Annotated in this window: 2 protein-coding genes; one reads left to right on the forward strand and one right to left on the reverse strand. The window is 54.8% G+C overall.

Annotation, left to right across the window (positions count from 1 at the left end; all coding sequences use genetic code 11):
- Window positions 1-521: 521 nt before the first annotated feature.
- Window positions 522-917, reverse strand: coding sequence for a PaREP1 family protein (locus ACP5J3_RS14400; protein ID WP_428496311.1), 396 nt, complete (start codon window positions 915-917; stop codon window positions 522-524).
- A 126-nt stretch (window positions 918-1,043) separates the two neighbouring features.
- Between ACP5J3_RS14400 and ACP5J3_RS14405 the strand changes: the two genes are divergently transcribed.
- Entirely contained in the window at window positions 1,044-1,457 is a 414-nt protein-coding gene (locus tag ACP5J3_RS14405; RefSeq protein ID WP_428496312.1) for a hypothetical protein, read from the forward strand.
- Window positions 1,458-1,572 lie beyond the last annotated feature (115 nt).

The following is a 1,572-nucleotide window of genomic DNA, read 5'->3' on the forward strand; positions in this document are numbered from 1 at the left end:
CGGCCCACCTAGCCTCAAAATCCCCAATCCTCAGCACGTCGCCGCTCACCACCAGCTCAACCCCCAGCCGCCTAGCCACCGCTTCGGCGTTCCTATACACCAACGCAGTAGAGTCCTCACCAAACCTCGCCTTATCTCCCGGGTTAATCACAGCCACGTCCACAAAACACTAGCCATATTAATACATATGTGCAGGCAGTAAAACGGCGTGCGGAGCCAGCCACCACACGCCAAACCTGACGCAGAAACTAAAAGACAAAATAAGAGCCGAAAAAACCCACAGCCCCAACACTTGTTCTTCACGGACAAACCATTCCAAAACTCCCAGATCTCTATAGCCACGTCCCCAGCCACGGCCGAGCCAACCATCCCCCTTTTTCAAAGTGAGCCAGCGGCCACCCACGGCCCGCGCCAGCGACAGTGACACAGACCGTGGCGATCGCCGACCTGGCATATGGGAAGAGACAAGTTGCCACAGCCACTGCGGTAGCCGCCGTGGCTCGGCATTTGCGACGCTGGGGCTATCCAGAAGGAGGTAGGCGCCTCCTCACCTCAGCCTCTAGCTCCTCAATAACGCTTCTAACCTTATCCACGGCGTACCTAACCTCATCTGGCTGGTACACCCCTTCGTAGAAGGCCTCCTCGTGAAGCGTCTTCATCAAGTTGCTGTACAACGCCCTCAGATCCTCCCTCCCCACCTCCCGGAGAAGCCTCCTCCTCTCGGAGTGGCTACTGGGCACAACCCCCACAACAGCCTTCAAGTACTCGTTGACCGCCACCACCAGAGCTAGAAAAGCCTTATCAGCGGCGTTCCTATACAGAAAAACATCCCGAGTTCTCACCGCCCGCTCCAGCTCCTCTCCAGCATACCGTAGAATTTCCCTCGCAGTCTCAAAACACAAAAACTTTCCACTCACGTATTTATGAACTTTAGGAAAATCTGGGCTACCCCTGTATACGATGCCTAAGTTGCTAGGTACCAGCCCCGCGGCTCGGAAACATATGTTTCCCAGTCTTTAAAAAACGGTTTTTTGCGTAGATCCGTGAGGCTAATTATTGCAGTGGTTTTAGCACTTGCCCTTGCAGTCGCCACATCTGTCTATGCAGATAGGGCCGCCCTCTCCGTAATGGCAACTACCGGGAGCTGGAGTTACGAGATTAAGAACGCGAATCCAGTCGGAGGCGGCAAAGACTTCTGCCAGCCCAATAAAGTGTACGTAAACTACGACCAAACTCACGTATACGTCACTATGTACAACTGCACCATGTCGCGGGTAAAAATCAAAATCGAAAACAAAGCCACAGTCCCCCTGTGTCTCACGCCTAAGGGGCAAGTCATAGAAAAAAATTCAGTAGAGCTACTACCCAAAGACAGGAACATAAACTTGGAGTACACCTTCTACGCCAACGGCACCCTCACCTTCGAGAAGAAGATAGGCCGTTGCGGCGGCGGATAACCCTCCCAAGGGCGAGCTCTACTCCGGCCACCCCTCCCAACAAGGCGGCTAGGTAGGGCCAGCCCCCCGCCGGGTCCCGGATCCACAGCGCTGGCCACCCCACGTAGGGAATCCT

This window comes from Pyrobaculum sp. (assembly GCF_049971835.1).
Taxonomy (GTDB): Archaea; Thermoproteota; Thermoprotei; order Thermoproteales; family Thermoproteaceae; genus Pyrobaculum.